The organism is Nocardiopsis sp. NPDC055551 (assembly GCF_053619415.1).
Window position 1 is genome coordinate 69,950 of record NZ_JBSHJJ010000011.1, and the last position, 14,883, is coordinate 84,832.

Genomic DNA, 14,883 nt, shown 5'->3' on the forward strand with positions numbered 1-14,883 from the left:
ACCTCCGATGTCTCCCCTTCGTCACGTCGCCCCGACCCGGGTCAGAACGTCCCGGCCACAGCGGTGTCGACGGCGTCCTGCAGCCGGCGGCGCAGGGCCGCGCTACCGGCGCGTTCGGTGCACACCTCGATGATTCGCAGGCTCTCGCCCAGAAGGGCCTTGGGCAGGTCGGTGGCCCACTCCACCCGGGTGTAGGGCAGGTCCGACAGGGCGGCCACCCTCTCCATGGACACCCCGTGCGGGGTGCCGAACACTCTCTCGAAGTCCGGATGGCCGGCCTGTTCGAGACCGGAGAAGATTCCGCCGCCGTCGTTGTTGACCACCACGATCGCCAGGTCCGGGCGCGGCTCACCGGGGCCGATGATCAACCCGTTCTGGTCGTGCAGCAGCGCCAGGTCGCCGAGCAGGGCGTAGGTTTGCCCCTCCCCCTCGCTCTGATGGGCCAGCGCGGCACCGATGGCCGTGGACACCGTCCCATCGATGCCGCTCACGCCCCGGTTGCCCACCAGACGCACCCCGCAACGGGGGTGCATGGTGGCGTCCAGGTCGCGGATGGGCATGCTGGAGCCGGCGAACAACAGCGAACCCGCGCTCATCTGCGAGGCGAGGTCACGGGCCAGACGCGGCTCGGTCAGGGTCTCCTCGGCGTCCAGTACCCCGTCGACGGCCGCGCGGGCGGCGGCCTCGGCGCGTTCCCAGGAACGCGACCAGTCGGTGCACGCCGACTCGTCCCGGTTCGGTCCGTTGGGCGGGGCGACCGCGGCGACCACGTCGGTGGCGGTACGGGCGGGGTCGGAGAAGTCGTTGAGCATGCTCGCCGCGGGGTCACCGACCGTGGCGGCGGTGACCACCACGTGCCGTTCCGCGCGGCGGAGGTAGGCGAGGATCTGCCGGGAAAGGTTGGGTTTTCCCACGCTCACCACGAGTTCGGGGGTGTGGGCGTCGGCGAAACCCGGCACGGCCAGCAGTTGCCGGTAGGTGGAGACCGCGCCCGAGCGGCGGGCGTTGGAGGTGGGTTCGGCCAGCAGCGGCCATCCGGTCAGTTCCGACAGCGCCAGGAACGGCACCGGGTCGTAGTCGCCGTCGCCGCAGACGATGACGCCGCGTTCGACGTCGGGCAATACGTAGGGCGCGGGTTCGGTACGCGGGCCGGGCCGTGAGATCCAGGGGCGACCGTCGGCGCGTCCGTCCAAGGGCTCGGTCCACTCAGGGCCGCCACCGGTGGGCTGATCGGGGGTGAGGGGGTCGCGGAAGGCTACGTTGAGGTGGACGGGTCCGGGGCGTCCGCCCTGGGCCGCGGCCCAGGCACGACCGCTCAGCGAACGCCAGTAGGCGACCATGCCCGGCGCGTGGTCGGGGGTTCCGACCTCGGCGAACATGCGCACCGCACCGCCGTACAGACCGATCTGGTCCACCGTCTGGTTGGCGCCGGTGCCGCGCAGTTCCGGGGGCCGGTCGGCGGTCAGCACCAGCAGCGGCACCCCGCTCTCGTCGGCCTCCATCACCGCCGGGTGGAAGTTGGCGGCCGCGGTGCCGGAGGTGCACACCACCGCCACCGGGCGCCGGGAGGCCCGGGCCAGCCCCAAGGCGAGGAAGGACGCGGAACGTTCGTCCACGCGCACGTGGACACGGATCCCGGGGTGCGCGACCAGCGCCAACGCCAGAGGGGTCGAGCGCGACCCGGGCGCGACGACGGCCTCGGCCAGTCCGCAGCGGGCCAGTTCGTCGACGAGGACCCGCGCCAAGGCGGTAGACGGATTCATGCAAAGTCTTTCGTTCGTCGAGGTGTCGACCCAGTATCACCGCGCGACCGGACCGCATCGCACGGCGCCCCGTATCCGTGACGGCCACGCTCCCACGCGCGTGTGCGTCGCCGGGGCCGCTTCCAGTGAACCCCGTTCGGGCGCTCCCTGCGACCGAACCCGGCTGTGATCTCATGCCCATCCGGCCGGCCACGCCCGGCGCGTTGACGGTAAGCACAGGTCGAAACGGGGGCGAATCGCGCTCTCCAGGTTCTCAGGGTGTCTCCGCCTCGGCCGCGTTCCGGGCGCGTTCCCGCCAGGCCGAGGCGTCGACCTCCACCCGGGAAAGCGCTTCCTCGTCCACCGTGACCGGCCGGACCGGCAAAAAGCCGTCGACCGGCAGGAGGGGGTCGGTGGTGACGTCGGCGGTCAGCATCTGCATGGTCGCCAGCCCGCAGGCGTAGGGCAGTTCGGGCAGGGCGGCGGCCAGAGCCACACCCGCGGCCAACCCCACCGAACTCTCCACGGCACTGGAGACCACGACCGGCAGGCCACAGGACTCGGCCACCCGTAGCGCGGCCCGCACCCCGCCCAGGGGTTGGACCTTGAGCACAACGATGTCGGCGGCCTCGGCGGCGCGCACCCGAAACGGGTCCTCGGCTCGACGGACGGACTCGTCGGCCGCCACCGGCACGTCCACCCTGCGGCGGACCGCACCCAGTTCCTCAAGGGAGGCGCAGGGCTGTTCGACGTACTCCAGGTCGAAGCGGTCCAGTTCGCGGACCATCCGAACGGCGGTGTCCACGTCCCAGGCACCGTTGGCGTCGATCCGTACCCGGCCGGAGGGGCCGATGGCCGAACGCACCGCCTCCACCCGGGCGATGTCCTCGCCCAGGTTCTGGCCCTTCTCGGCGACCTTCACCTTGGCCGTGGAGCACCCTCCCGCGGTCACGATCGCCGCGGCGCGTTCGGGGTCCACCGCGGGCACGGTGACGTTGACCGGGACCCGGTCGCGCACGGGTTCGGGCCACCCCTGGTGGGACGCCTCACGGCAGGCCGCCCACCAACGGGAGGCCTCGCGCGGCCCGTACTCGGCGAAGGGCGAGAACTCGCCCCACCCGGCGGGCCCGTGCACGAGCAGCCCCTCTCGTACGGTGATACCGCGGAAACGATTGCGCAGACCGATCGCGAAGGCCCGCCCCCGAACGGGCTCCCCCACCTGGCCGACCGTCCCGTCCCCATCGATCACGCAGCTCACCGCTCCTGCTTCTCCCTCACACGGAAATCTTTGGCGCACACCCGAACCGGAGAGGTTCGCAGGCCCCGGTGTCCGCAGGTCGATCCTTCGCATTCTGTCAGGCGGACCGAGGAACACGGGCACGGACCCGACTCCGACGATCCGGACCGCCCCGCCACCCGGACTACCCTGGGGCACCGTGGCAGCAGTCGAAGAACACCGGTCCCCGTCCCCTCGCACGCAGGACGGACGTCCCCTCCAGGCCGTACGCGGTCTGTCCCCCGAGCGTTTGGAGGCGATGCTCGTCGAGGCCTTGGACGGCACGGGGCCGGCCCTGCTGCCCATCCCCGACGGCACCCCCGACACTCGTGTCACCGAACTCCTCGTCTCCATGCGCCCCTCGTCACTGCGCGCCCCGGAGGGGGTCGTCCCCCTCGACGACGGTGTCGCGGTGGGACCGGACGCGGCGTTGGTCATCACCACCTCGGGTTCCACCGGCGCCCCCAAGGGGGTGGAGCTGTCCGCGACCGCGCTGCGGACGTCGGCCCGTGCCTCCGTGGCCCGAATCGGCGCCGCCCCCGGTGATACCTGGCTGTGCGTATTGCCGGCCGGACACATCTCCGGAGTGCAGGTGATGACGCGCGCCTACGTCACCGGGACCCGTGCCGTGCACGCCCCCTTCGACGTGGACGGTGTCCTCGAAGCGGCCGAGAGGCTGCGCCCCCACGTCTCCCTGGTCCCCACCCAGCTGCGTCGGCTCCTCGCGGCAGGCGGCGACCTGTCGCTGTTCGGCACGATCCTGCTCGGCGGCGCGGCGGCCGAACCCGACCTGTTGGAGCGCGCCCACGCCGCGGGGGGTCGCGTGATCACCACCTACGGCATGAGCGAGACCTGCGGCGGGTGTGTCTACGACGGTGTCCCCTTGGACGGGGTCCGGGTACACGTCGACGCGGAGGAGGACGGCGCCCCCGGGCGGATCCTGCTGGGCGGTCCGACCCTGTTGACCGGCTACCGCATGCCCCCGGAGACGGTGGTGGACCCGGGCGTCCTGGCCGACGACGGCACCGGGCGACGACTGCGCACCAACGACCTGGGGCGGTTCGGGCCCGACGGTCGACTCCAGGTGTTGGGCCGCGTGGACGAGGTGATCAACACCGGCGGGCACAAGGTGGTCCCCGGCCAGGTCAACACCATCCTGAGCGAACATCCGAAGGTCGCCGAGTCGGTGGTGGTGGGCCGCCCCGACCCCGAATGGGGCGAACGGGTGTGCGCGGTCGTGGTCCCGGTCGATCCCGCCGACCCGCCCCTGCTGGACGAACTGCGCTCCCACGTGCGCGAGCGGCTGCCGGCCTACGCCGCGCCTCGGGAGTTGGACGTGCGCGCGAAGCTGCCGATGCTCGCCTCCGGAAAACCGGACCTGGTGGCGCTGCGCCGCCCCGCGTCCTGATCGGGCCCTCCCGACCGAGGTTTTCCGTCCCGGTCGGCATCGCGCCAGGAGCTGCGGGAATTCGGCCCGTACGCAGCGGCGTTACCGGTAGTACCCGAACCCATGGGACCCTGGCCGCGGCGGGCGCCGTCCCCGGCACCTCGATCACCCGCCGGCCCGGGTTGTTCCGGGAGCGCACGCGGTGTTTCCACCCTTTCGACCACGATCGATCCAGATCGGAACCGAAAAGGTGGGGAACTTCCCAAAGCTCCCCGACGTCTATCCGAGTATCCGAGATCTTCGGCCCCCGTTCCGTAGGAGGTCCGCAGTTGGCGGCAGCCATCGGCTCATCCGCACGCGTTCGCGCGGCCTCCCCCATGTCGGGACGATCCCGCCTCGGGGTTCCCGAAGGCCGACATGACGGCGTCTCCACTACCCGCACTCGCCCGACCCCCGCCACTCATGGCCCGGTGATCTATACCACCATCCTCGATATCCAATCGAGACAGGGAACATTTGACTCGCCGACACGTTGGACATATTGGCGCGTCCAGTCGGCGGTGATCCTCCGCCACGTGCCATACGTCTTGGAAGGGAGGGATGTGCCCCTATGACGAGCACCGCCCTAGCAGCCTCCGGCCACTCGGCCCAGGCCCCCGATGGCGCAGCTCCGAAACCGGCCCCCGAGGCCGGCGCGGCCCTGACCGACCTGATCGCCCAGGGACGTGCTCAGGGACACCTGTCCCTCTCCGAACTACGTACCGCTTTCTCCGCGGCCGGAGTCACCTCCAGTGACGGCCGCTCCATCCTGCGTGAACTCACCGACCACGGGGTCCGGCTCGCCGACGGGGGCGAGGAGTCCGTGAAGGTGGCCGAACCTGACGCCGAGGACGACGTGCTGGAAAACACTCTCATCGCGACGGTGCCCGACACCGACGAGGCACCCAAGGCCGCATCCGGCAAGGTCGCGGCGCGAAAGGGTCCCTCCACCCGAAGGAAGACCCGCACCACGCGACGCACCAAGAAGACCGAGACCTCTCAGGCCTCCATCGACCCGGAGACCGGTGAGGCCGACCTCGACGACCAGTCGCCCGCCATGGGCGACTCGGTCCACACCTACCTGAAGGCGATCGGGCGGCGGCAGCTGCTCACCGCCGAGCAGGAGGTGGACCTGGCCAAGCGTGTCGAGGCCGGACTCTACGCCGAGTACCGGCTCGGTCAGCACGGCGAGATCGACGAGTCCTTCACCAGGGCCGACGTCGAGCGCGAGGAACTCGAATGGGTGGCCGAGGACGGCCGCAAGGCCAAGTCCCACATGCTCGAGGCCAACCTGCGTCTGGTCGTGTCGGTGGCCAAGAAATACAGTGACCGGGGGATGTCGCTGCTGGACGTGGTCCAGGAGGGCAACCTCGGCCTCATCCGCGCGGTGGAGAAGTTCGACTACACCAAGGGCTTCAAGTTCTCCACCTACGCCATGTGGTGGATTCGTCAGGCCATCCAGCGCGGGTTCGCCGACTCCGCGCGCACCATCCGCCTGCCCGTACATGTCCTGGAGCTCCTCAGTAAGGTGAGCCGGCTGGAGCGTGACATGCACCAGGCTCTGGGCCGCGAACCCACGCCCGAGGAGCTGGGTCACGAGCTCGACAAGACCCCGACCCAGATCGAGGAGCTGCTGCGGGTCACCCGACAGCCCATCAGCCTCGACTCGACCATCGGTGAGGACGGCGAGACCCGCATCGGTGACCTGATCGAGGACGTGGACGCCTCGGAGGCCTCCGAGGTGGTCGACCGCCAGCTCATGGCCGACCAGCTGCGCAACGCCCTGTCCGATCTGGAGCCGCGCGAGGCGACCATCATGTCGCTGCGATTCGGGCTGATGGACGGTCGACCGCGCACGCTGGACGAGATCGGCAAACACCTGGGACTGACCCGCGAGCGCATTCGGCAGCTGGAGAAGCAGTCTCTGGCCAAGCTGCGCCACCCGAGCCGGGCCCAGCAGCTGTTGGACTTCGCCAGCTAGGGATCGCGACGGACACGGGGCCGTCCTCCATTTCGGAGGACGGCCCCGTCCGTGTGTGCGGGGCCTTGTACGGCGCGCCGATCACGATCTCGGGGAGAACCCCGAGATCCCCCTGGAATCGACCTCCCGTCTTAACACGGCCCCGTGCGCGGTGGGACCATGGCGAACATGACGAACCACCCTCGGGGGAACAAGGACGAGATCGCCGCCGCCTTACGCGCGAGTCGCGAGCTGGGGCCCGAATACGACGACGCGATCTCCGCTTCCCTGGTGGAACGGGTCGACGACGCCATCGAGGAGCGCGTCGAACATCATGTCGCCCGTCAGATGGGCGCGCAGGAGTCCCGGAAGGGCGTGGCCTCCAACACCGTGCGGATGGTCTTGGCCCTGGTGTGCCTGGGCATCAGCGTTCCGGCCACGGCCATCGCCGCCGCGGTGGCCGGTGGCGCCGGCTCCATCCTCGTGGTGTGGCTGGGCCTGATCGGCTTCTACCTGGTCGCGGTGGCGGGTCTGCGCCGCTGAGGGCCGGGCCGGTATGGGGTGAGAGCGGGCGGGGCGGGGACCATGCCGGTCCCCGCCCCGCCCTGTTCCACTCCCTAGAAGCCGCAGGCCCGCAGGATCATGTCGTGCGTCTCCGCGGTCCACTCCAGGGCGTCCGCCAGTCCGGCCTCGTCCCCGTTGTCCAGCTCCGCCAGAATGGCGTCGACGGCGTCGGCCCGCTCGGTGGCGTCATCGCGCTGGTCGCCGCGGGCGACCTCCTCCAGACGTTCGACGTCGTCCAGGTGGGCGACCAGTTCGTCGGCGTGCTGATCCTGGTAGGACACCCCGTCGACGAGGACGTCCTGCTCGATGCTGGACGCCGCCATGTCGACCGCGGAGATGTTGGCCTGGATGTCGGCGCAGGCCGCGTCGATCTCGGCCCGATCACCCGAACAGGCGCTCAGTGCCAGCGGCAGGGCCAGGGCGCCGGCGACCAGGGACAGAACACGAAGGTTGGTTCGGGGGTGCGACACGGGTGGTGCTCGTTCCTACTCGTGATGTGCGGTGGGGGAAGGATCCGACGGCCGAGCGGGGACCGTGCGGGTCACAGGACGGCGAAGACGATGACCACGGCCAACACCACCACGGCGAACGCCAGGCAGCCGATCGCGGAGGCGATGCCGCCGCCTCGGCGGCGCGGGGCGTAACCGTGTCCGTCGTCGTAGTGGTGCCGGTTTCCGCCGTACCAGCGGCGCCGGTACCCGGAGGACGGCGCGACCACGTAGGCGGGGTTGGACCGGGTCGCCCGTGAGGGTCTGGCGGACCTGGGGGTACGTGCCGGCCGAGCCGGGCGACCGCTCCGGGAGTTGAAACCGCCACCGGAGCGCGCGGCTCCGCCACGGGCCGATCGGCCACTACGTGAGCTGAAGCCGCCACCGGAACGGGAGGAACCACCCGCCCGGCGCCCGCTGAAGCCACCTGAGGAGCGGCTTCCGCCCGAACGACCACCGCCCGAACGACCACCGCCCGAGCGGCCTCCACCCGAACGACCGCCACCGGAGCGTCCTCCCGATGACCGTCCTCCGCCGGATCTCCTGTTCATGGGGCCTCCTTGGGGGATTTTTCTTGCCGGCGCCGTCAGGGGAACGGCGCCACTACGAGATTAGCCTCTGTCTTCGCAGTTCAGGGGGGTGTGAGCGCTTTCGTCCGGTTATGGTCATCACCACTACGCGGTGGAACCACGAGTGCCCGGAATGCGTCGTGCCCGTCGGGGGCTCCACCGAAGCCGACGCCGTCTCCCATCGGGGCGCCTCAACCGTCCAGGGCCGCCCGCAGGATCTCGACGGCCTCGTCATGGTCCAGACCCACCCTGGTGATGACCTCGGCATATACCCGTGCCGCGGCGAGCGCTTCGGCGCGTTGGTCATCGCCGGCCGCCGCCACGAAGGTACCCGAACGGCCGCGTGTCTCCACCACTCCGGCCTGCTCCAGCTCGCGGTAGGCACGGGCTACGGTGTTGACGGCGACCGCGAGTTCTCCGGCCAGGGCCCGTACCGTCGGCAACCGGTATCCGACCGGAAGTTCACCGTTGGCGGCCGCGATCGCGACCAAGGCCCTGATCTGTTCGTAGGGCGGTACCTTCGACACCGGATCAATGCGGATGAAATCCGCCATGTCCCTTTTCGCTCCCTACGTGGATCGCCTGCTCCCGGCCCGGTCTCGACCGGGCACGCCACCCCAACCTATCGCCCACCGATCGACCACTCGGGGCGGCCGCACGGGCCCCGCGTCCACCATCGGGGCGAAGGGCCCGTGCGGGGCGTGGGTCAGACCACGCGGCGCGGCACCCGCTGGATGCCGTGCAGACGGTGGGCCTCGCGTTCGGTGAGCAGACGCTCCGCGACCTGCGTGGCCCGCTTGACCCCGGGGCGGGCCATGCGCTTGCGACGCTGGATGCGGTCGACGTACCCCTTGGGGCCGACGAGGACGCGTTCGTGCGCGTAGGCCGCGCGCATGGCGTCGGTGAGCGCGGTGTCCAGGGCCAATCCGCGGTCACGGAGCTCCTCCACGGGAGCGTTGTGCCGATGAGCCGAATCCAGGGCGTCCTCGGTCTCGGACACGCTCTTGAGAAGCTCGGGCAGTCGGTCGGCCAACTCCTGGTCGCGAGCGAGCCTCTCGCGCGCCTGGGTCCTGTCCTGCTTGGGAACTCGCATCTTGCGCTCTCCATCGGGCGTAACATCGGCGGTCTCGCCGCAACTCTAGAGGTGACGAGGATCATCCCGCGACCCGGGGCGCGGGTCGGTGCGGGCGTTCACCGACCCGACCTGTCACCTTACTCAGTAGATCCCCTCGAGCCCCCGGAGGAACCCGTGGTCAGTAGGAACAACGCAGGGCTCAGCCGCGAGCGCATCATCGTGGAGGCCTTGCACATCATCGCCGGACGTGGCCTGGGCGGCCTGTCCATGCGCCGGCTGGGCGACGCCCTGGAGGTGGAGGCCATGGCGATCTACCATCACTTCCCCAGGGGCAAGGAACAGCTGTTCAACGCCATCGCCGCCTATGTCACCACCGCTCGGGTGGTGAGCGGCCTGACCGAGGGTCAAGGGCCCGAGGAAGAGGAGCTGCCCGCCGCCGGGATCGCCGAGGAGGACCCGGACCGGGTCGAGAACCTGTCGTGGGACCGCCGGATCACGGCGTGGGCCGAGTCCTACCGCACCCGGCTCCTGACCTACTCGGGCGCGATGTCGCTGCTGATGCACCGGGCGCCGTTGACCCTGGCCGAGCAGCGCACCGTCGCCATGTTGGACGCGGCCCTGGAGGAGGCCGGATTGTCCGGAGACGACGTGGCCCGGGGGCGTGACTCCCTCCTCGCGTACTGTCTGGGTTCCGTGGGACACCAGGTGCGCTACGAGGGCCGCGATGACTCCCCCGGTGAGGTCGAGGCCCTGGCCCGCTTCCTCTTCGGTCTGCGAGCGCTTCTGCGAGGGCTCGGCGCCTCCTGACCGATCCGCCTCGCGCCCCTGCCCCACGGCCACTGTCACCGTTCAGCCGGCGACGCGTTGTCGCACGCGTTCGGCGCGCAGCCTGCGGGCCTCGTCGGGGTCCAGGACCGGGGCCGCGGTGAGCAACTGCCGGGTGTAGTCGCTCCGCGGGTTCTCGTAGATGCCGTCGCTGTCGCCCATCTCCACCACCTCGCCCTTGCGCATGACCGCGACGCGGTCACTGACCTGACGCACGACCGCCAGGTCGTGGGCCACGAAGATGTAGGTCAGACCGAAGTCGTCCTGCAACTCCGAGAGCAGACGCAGCACTTGGTCCTGCGTGGACACGTCCAGCGCGGAGACCGGCTCGTCGCAGATGATCAGCTTGGGCTTGAGGATCAGCGCGCGGGCGATGGCGATGCGCTGACGCTGACCACCGGAGAACGCGTGCGGGAACCTGTTGTAGTGCTCGGGCTCCAGGCCCACCCTCTCCAACAGCGACTGGACACGGACGCGGATCTTCTTGCCGTCGCGTTCACCCTGCACCTTCAGGGCGCTGCCGATGCTCTCACCGATGGTCAGCCGCGGGTTCAGCGAGGAGTAGGGGTTCTGGAACACCATCTGGATCTGCTTGCGCAGCGGGCGCATGCGCCGCTCCGGCAGGTGGGTGATGTCGCGTCCCTGGAACTCCACGGTCCCCGCGGTGGGCTCCAACAGACGCATGATCATGCGGGAGAGGGTGCTCTTGCCCGAACCGGACTCACCCACGATGCCCAGGGTCTCGCCCTGGCGCAGCTCGAAGCTCACCCCCTTGACCGCCCAGAAGTCGCTGGAGCGGCCCAACAGTCCCCCGCGGACCTTGAAGCTCTGCGAGAGGTCGCTCACCCGAAGCAGCGGCTCGCCCTTGCCGGCGCCCTCGGTAGCCGAGGAAAAAGCTGGGAAAGCGGTTGCCCCACCGGCCGGTTCCTCGGCCCCCTCCCGCACGGTGCGGGGCGGTTTTCCCCCGCTTTCCCGCTCCTTTCGGTCGGCGCGGTCCCGGGCGCGACGCTGGGCCCGGGAGACCTCCACACGCGGCACCGCGTCCAGCAACGCCTGGGTGTAGGGGTGCTCGGGTTCGGACAGCACGTGGCGCACGTCGCCGCGTTCCACCGCCCGGCCGTGACGCATCACCACGACCTCGTCCACCGAACCGGCCACGACGGCCAGGTCGTGTGAGACGAGAATGAGGCCCATGTTCAGGTCACGGCGCAGCTCGTCGAGCAGGTCCAGGATCTGGGCCTGGACGGTCACGTCCAGCGCGGTGGTGGGTTCGTCGGCCAGCAGCACCTTGGGGTCGCACATCAACCCCATGGCGATGAGGACGCGTTGACGCATGCCGCCGGAGAACTCGTGCGGGTAGGAGTTGATCCGTTTGGCCGGTTCGGGGATGCCGACGCGCTCCAGCGACTCGATCGCCCGCTCGCGCGCCTTCGATCGCGACACCTGTGACCGGTGCACCCGCAACGCCTCGATGAGCTGGTTACCGATCGTGTACTGCGGGTGCAGCGACTGCATCGGGTCCTGGAAGACCATCGCGATGTCGTTGCCGCGCATCCGACGGAGTCGCTTGTCGGAGGCGGCCACCACGTCGTTGCCCACCACCTCGATCCCGCCGGTGATCTCGGCGCGGGTGCCCCGGTGCAGACCCATCAGGGCCAGGGAGGTCACGCTCTTGCCCGAACCCGACTCGCCCACGATGCCCAGCCCTCCTCCGGCCGGGACTTCGAAGGACAATCCGTCCACCGCGCGGACCTCACCGTCCATCGTCGGGAACGTCACCCGCAGGTCGTCCACGCGCACGACCGTGGCGGCGGGAGCGGATTCACTCATGTAGGGCGCCTCTCTTCAGCCGTGGATGCGCACACGCGGGTCGATCAGCGGGTACACCAGGTCCACGATCAGGTTGCAGATGACGATGAAGAACGCGCCGAACAGGGTCACGCCGAGGATCACCGGAAGGTCGCTCTGGGTGATGGCCTGTACGGCGTACCGACCGATGCCGTTCAACGAGAAGACCTGTTCGGTCAGGACCGCGCCGCCCAGGACCAGCCCCAGGTCGAGGCCGAAGATGGTGACGATGGGGGTCAAGGTAGGGCGCAGGGCGTGCTTGAGCACCACCTTGCTCTCGCTCAGCCCCTTGGCCCGGGCCGTGCGGATGTAGTCCTCGCTGAGCGCCTCCAGCATGCCGGCGCGGGTCTGGCGGGCGTACATGGCCGCGTGCAGGAACGCGAGTGTCAGCCAGGGCAGCAGTAGCCCCTGGACCCAGCCGAACGGGTCCTGGGTGAAGGGAACGTACCCGGGGGTCCCGAACAGACCCCAGGAATGCACGAGGAAGGCCAGGGCGAGCAGACCGGTGAAGAAGATCGGCAGCGACACCCCGGCCAGGGCCACCGCCATCGCCAGTCGGTCGAAGAGGCTGCCCTTCCACACCGCGGAGATCACGCCCACCGCGATCCCGCCGACCAGCCAGATGACGCCGGCGCCCAGGGCCAACGACCCGGTCACCGGGAGCCGGGCCAGGATCTCGGGGAAGACCTCCTGGTAGGTCTGGAAGGAGTAACCGAAGCAGGGGGCGGCACACTCGATGGTCTGGCCGCCGAACCGGTACTGGGCTCCGAAGAAGATACCGCGGACGAACTCGCCGAACTGCACGGCGATCGGTTGGTCCAGCCCCAGCCGTTCGATGGTGGCCTGGATGGCCTCCGGGGTGGGAGCCCGCCCCACGTACATGGTGGCGAGTTGTTCGGTGGTGCGGCCCGCCCATCGCGGCACCACGTAGAAGATGGCGAAGGTGACCATGGTGACCACGGCCAAGAGCAGCAGCCCGGCGCCCAGTCGGCGCAGGATGTAGGTCAGCATGGCGCGTGCTTTCTATCGTCGGTACCCGAGCCCCGGGGCCCTGGCCCGGGGCGATGGTGACTCCACCCCCGAAGCCAAACACTAACCCACGGAAACCAGGCGTTCACGGCTAGTGACCGGCGTGTACGCGGGCGCCCGGCATGCCGAGGGCGGCGCCCCTCCAGGAGACCGCCGCCCTCGAACCCGTCACACCGGTCAGTCGGTGTTGCCGGTGCCCAGACTCATGTAGTCGTACATGCTGTAGCCCGCGTGGTAGTACACGTTGGTCAGGTTGGCCGGCCGGTACAGCACCGTACGTTCGAACACCGCCGGCAGGATCGCGGCCTGCTCCATGGCCCGCTCATCGATCTGGGTGTAGATCGAGGCCCTGGCGTCGGGGTCCTCCTCGGAGACGACCTCGTCGAACCACTCGTTGATCTGGTCGTCGTCCAGCTCGGCGATGTTGGAGTTGCCCGCCTCCTGGATGGAGTCACCGTCCAGGATCTTGCTCATGAAGCCGTAACCGCTGGCCCAGTCCGGAGCCCACCCGTAGACGGTCAGACCCAGGTCGTTGTCGTGCACGAAGTCCGGGGAACCCGCCTGGGTGTTGGTGAAGGTGTCGGAGGGGTACTGCTTGATCTCCGTCTCGATGTTCACCCGGGCCAACGCCTGCTGGAGCGCCTCGGCGGTGCTCACGTCGGCGGGGCGGTCGGCGCGAGCGCCGATGGAGGTGGAGAACCCGTCGGGCTGCCCGCACTCCTCCAACTTCTCCTGTGCCATCTCCAGGTCGCCCTTGTTGTCCTCGGACGGGTACAGGTCGATGCTCGGGTCCGCCCCGGGCAAGGACGTGGGCATGATCTGGGTGGCGATGTCACCGCCGGTGTCGCCACCCCAGGCGCGCTGCAGGGCGTCCCGGTCGGCCGCGTACATGATGGCTTCGCGGCAGGCGGGGTCGTTCAGGGGTTCGATGACGGTGTTGACGTTGACGTAGCGCAGGGTGCTGGTCTGCGGGTTGTCGATGTTGTGGCGCTCGGCCTCGTCGGTGATCAGGGTGCCCTTCATGGCCGGGCCCACACCGGTGCCGCCCAGGTCGACGTCGAGTTCGCCGTTGACCAGACGCTGGTCGATCTCGTTCTGGTCGACGCCCAACTGCACCTCGACCCGGTCCGGCAGAGCCTTGCGGATCGGGTCGGTCTCGGGGTCCCACTCCTCGTTGCGCACCAGGTTCAGGGACGCGCCGGGCCGGTACTCTCCGTCGAACTTGTAGGGCCCGGAGGAGACCACGTTGCTCTGGTACTGCTCACCACGGTCGGCGTCGGCGGGCACCGGCGCGGTCTGCGGCTGGATGAGCACGTACGGGAACTCCGAGAAGCTCGTGTTCAGGTGGAAGATCAGGGTGTGGTCGTCCGGGGTCTCGATCCCGTCGAACCCTTCGAGCGGGTCGTCCTCGTTGGCGTAGGGGCCCTCGTAGTCGTCGCTGTCGGCGAGCAGTTCCTGGAAGTACTTGGGTCCGTTGGGAAGTGCCTGGTCGCCGAAGTTGCTGCGCGCGATGGCGTATTTGACGTCCTGGGCGGTGATCTCCGAGCCATCCTCGAAGCGCAGGCCCTCCTTGAGGCGGACCGTCCACTCCGTGGAGTCCTCGTTTCCCTCGGGCATCTCCTCGGCGAGGTCGGGCTGGAGCTCCACGCCCTGTTCGCCGGGGGCCTCGGTGTAGGTCAGCAGGGTGCGGGCGTAGTAGCGGGAGAAGTTCCACACGAACGCGTAGTAGGTGTTGCCCGGGTCCGGTGAGTCGAAGTCGGCGGAGATGGCGTAGCGCAGGGTTCCGCCGGTCTCGTCGGAGGGGTTGACGACGGCGGTCTCGCCCTCGTTGAACTCGGCGTCGGACTGTCCCGCCCCGCCTCCCCCGCCCGCGCCGCCACAGGCGGACAGGACCAGGGCCAGGGCGGTGCCGGCCGCGGCGGGCGCCATGATTCGTCGGAGCACGCCGGACCATCGGGGCGGCCCCTGACGCGTGAAGTGATGGGTGGTCACCTTGCCTCCTGGTGGGATTCGGTGGTGATGGAGTGCGGAGCACGTCCCTGTGAGTGGGTGGGTACCGACCGTGACGACCATAGACGGGG

Annotated in this window: 13 protein-coding genes; 4 read left to right on the forward strand and 9 right to left on the reverse strand. The window is 69.7% G+C overall.

Annotation, left to right across the window (positions count from 1 at the left end; all coding sequences use genetic code 11):
• Window positions 1–41: 41 nt before the first annotated feature.
• Both menD and ACWGSK_RS20060 read right to left on the reverse strand, forming a co-directional pair.
• On the reverse strand, window positions 42–1,763 hold the full coding sequence (gene menD / locus ACWGSK_RS20055; protein WP_358505210.1) for a 2-succinyl-5-enolpyruvyl-6-hydroxy-3-cyclohexene-1-carboxylic-acid synthase: 1,722 nt from the start codon (window positions 1,761–1,763) through the stop codon (window positions 42–44).
• A gap of 253 nt (window positions 1,764–2,016) precedes the next feature.
• A complete protein-coding gene (locus tag ACWGSK_RS20060) occupies window positions 2,017–3,000 on the reverse strand; it encodes an o-succinylbenzoate synthase (RefSeq protein ID WP_452456416.1) in 984 nt (327 codons plus the stop codon).
• 178 nt (window positions 3,001–3,178) lie between these two features.
• Here ACWGSK_RS20060 and ACWGSK_RS20065 point away from each other — a divergent pair, with 178 nt between their 5' ends.
• The 3 genes from ACWGSK_RS20065 to ACWGSK_RS20075 all read left to right on the forward strand — a co-directional run bounded on the left by ACWGSK_RS20065 (window position 3,179) and on the right by ACWGSK_RS20075 (window position 6,947).
• On the forward strand, window positions 3,179–4,426 hold the full coding sequence (locus tag ACWGSK_RS20065) for an AMP-binding protein (protein WP_452456417.1): 1,248 nt from the start codon (window positions 3,179–3,181) through the stop codon (window positions 4,424–4,426).
• Window positions 4,427–5,015: 589 nt separating this feature from the next.
• Complete coding sequence (locus ACWGSK_RS20070) at window positions 5,016–6,425, forward strand: RNA polymerase sigma factor (RefSeq protein ID WP_452456418.1); 1,410 nt, start codon at window positions 5,016–5,018, stop codon at window positions 6,423–6,425.
• 168 nt (window positions 6,426–6,593) lie between these two features.
• Window positions 6,594–6,947 carry a hypothetical protein gene (locus tag ACWGSK_RS20075; RefSeq protein ID WP_358505216.1) on the forward strand — a complete coding sequence of 118 codons (354 nt, stop codon included), beginning with the start codon at window positions 6,594–6,596 and terminating at the stop codon, window positions 6,945–6,947.
• Window positions 6,948–7,021: 74 nt separating this feature from the next.
• On the opposite strand, the gene ACWGSK_RS20080 is transcribed toward ACWGSK_RS20075, so the two are convergent.
• From ACWGSK_RS20080 to ACWGSK_RS20095, 4 genes are all read right to left on the reverse strand, one after another.
• Entirely contained in the window at window positions 7,022–7,438 is a 417-nt protein-coding gene (locus ACWGSK_RS20080; RefSeq protein ID WP_358505219.1) for a hypothetical protein, read from the reverse strand.
• Between the two features lie 71 nt (window positions 7,439–7,509).
• A complete protein-coding gene (locus tag ACWGSK_RS20085; RefSeq protein ID WP_358505221.1) occupies window positions 7,510–8,007 on the reverse strand; it encodes a hypothetical protein in 498 nt (165 codons plus the stop codon).
• A gap of 209 nt (window positions 8,008–8,216) precedes the next feature.
• Window positions 8,217–8,579 carry a GntR family transcriptional regulator gene (locus ACWGSK_RS20090; protein ID WP_358505223.1) on the reverse strand — a complete coding sequence of 121 codons (363 nt, stop codon included), beginning with the start codon at window positions 8,577–8,579 and terminating at the stop codon, window positions 8,217–8,219.
• Between the two features lie 152 nt (window positions 8,580–8,731).
• Window positions 8,732–9,118, reverse strand: coding sequence for a hypothetical protein (locus ACWGSK_RS20095; protein WP_358505226.1), 387 nt, complete (start codon window positions 9,116–9,118; stop codon window positions 8,732–8,734).
• Window positions 9,119–9,274: 156 nt separating this feature from the next.
• Here ACWGSK_RS20095 and ACWGSK_RS20100 point away from each other — a divergent pair, with 156 nt between their 5' ends.
• Window positions 9,275–9,907 (forward strand): TetR/AcrR family transcriptional regulator, encoded by a 633-nt coding sequence (locus ACWGSK_RS20100; RefSeq protein WP_358505229.1) that lies wholly within the window; start codon window positions 9,275–9,277, stop codon window positions 9,905–9,907.
• A 42-nt stretch (window positions 9,908–9,949) separates the two neighbouring features.
• Here ACWGSK_RS20100 and ACWGSK_RS20105 read toward each other — a convergent pair whose 3' ends face one another.
• The 3 genes from ACWGSK_RS20105 to ACWGSK_RS20115 all read right to left on the reverse strand — a co-directional run bounded on the left by ACWGSK_RS20105 (window position 9,950) and on the right by ACWGSK_RS20115 (window position 14,794).
• A complete protein-coding gene (locus tag ACWGSK_RS20105; protein WP_358505232.1) occupies window positions 9,950–11,755 on the reverse strand; it encodes an ABC transporter ATP-binding protein in 1,806 nt (601 codons plus the stop codon).
• Between the two features lie 15 nt (window positions 11,756–11,770).
• Window positions 11,771–12,784 (reverse strand): ABC transporter permease, encoded by a 1,014-nt coding sequence (locus ACWGSK_RS20110; protein WP_358505234.1) that lies wholly within the window; start codon window positions 12,782–12,784, stop codon window positions 11,771–11,773.
• Between the two features lie 195 nt (window positions 12,785–12,979).
• Window positions 12,980–14,794 carry an ABC transporter substrate-binding protein gene (locus ACWGSK_RS20115; protein ID WP_358505237.1) on the reverse strand — a complete coding sequence of 605 codons (1,815 nt, stop codon included), beginning with the start codon at window positions 14,792–14,794 and terminating at the stop codon, window positions 12,980–12,982.
• Window positions 14,795–14,883 lie beyond the last annotated feature (89 nt).